This is a genomic window from Methylobacterium ajmalii (assembly GCF_016613415.1).
In the GTDB taxonomy this organism is placed as follows: Bacteria; Pseudomonadota; Alphaproteobacteria; order Rhizobiales; family Beijerinckiaceae; genus Methylobacterium; species Methylobacterium ajmalii.
Genome location: NZ_JACWCT010000032.1, coordinates 31211 through 31975, shown reverse-complemented (window position 1 = coordinate 31975; position 765 = coordinate 31211). Strand labels below are relative to the sequence as shown.

At 72.3% G+C, this 765-nt stretch carries 1 protein-coding gene; it reads left to right on the top strand.

Annotated elements, in window-relative coordinates:
• On the top strand, positions 1-765 hold a 765-nt coding region (locus HPY23_RS06055; RefSeq protein WP_236017634.1), incomplete at both ends, for a methyl-accepting chemotaxis protein.

Genomic DNA, 765 nt, shown 5'->3' with positions numbered 1-765 from the left:
CGATGGGCCTGGCGCTCGGCCGGATGATCGCGAACCTGCGGGCCACCGCCGCAGTCGCCGAGTCGATCGCCGCCGGCGACCTCACCGTCGAGGCCAAGCCCGTCTCCGACAAGGACGCGATGGGGCTGGCCCTCGAGACCATGCTGTCGCGCCTGCGCAGCATCGTCGCCGAGGCGCTGTCGGCCGCCGGCAACGTCTCGGCGGGCAGCCAGGAGCTGTCGGCCTCCGCCGAGCAGCTGTCCCAGGGCTCGACCGAGCAGGCCTCGTCCACCGAGGAGGCCTCGGCCTCAATGGAGGAAATGGCCGCCAACGTGCGCCAGAACGCCGAGAACGCCAGCCAGACCGAGACCATCGCCCGGCAATCCGCCCGTGATGCCGAGGCCAGCGGCGCGGCGGTGGGGCGTGCCGTCGAGGCGATGCAGACGATCGCCCAGAAGATCACCATCGTGCAGGAGATCGCCCGCCAGACCGACCTTCTGGCGCTCAACGCCGCCGTCGAGGCGGCGCGGGCCGGCGAGCATGGCCGGGGCTTTGCGGTGGTGGCGAGCGAGGTGAGGAAGCTTGCCGAGCGCAGCCAGACGGCGGCGGCCGAGATCGGGACGCTGTCGGCCGACAGCGTGCGGGTGGCGCGGGACGCGGGCGAGATGTTGGGGCGTCTGGTGCCGGACATCAAGCGGACGGCGGGCCTGGTCGAGGAGATCACGGCGGCGTGCCGTGAGCAGGATGTGGGGTCGGCGCAGATCAACCAGGCGATCCAGCAGCTCG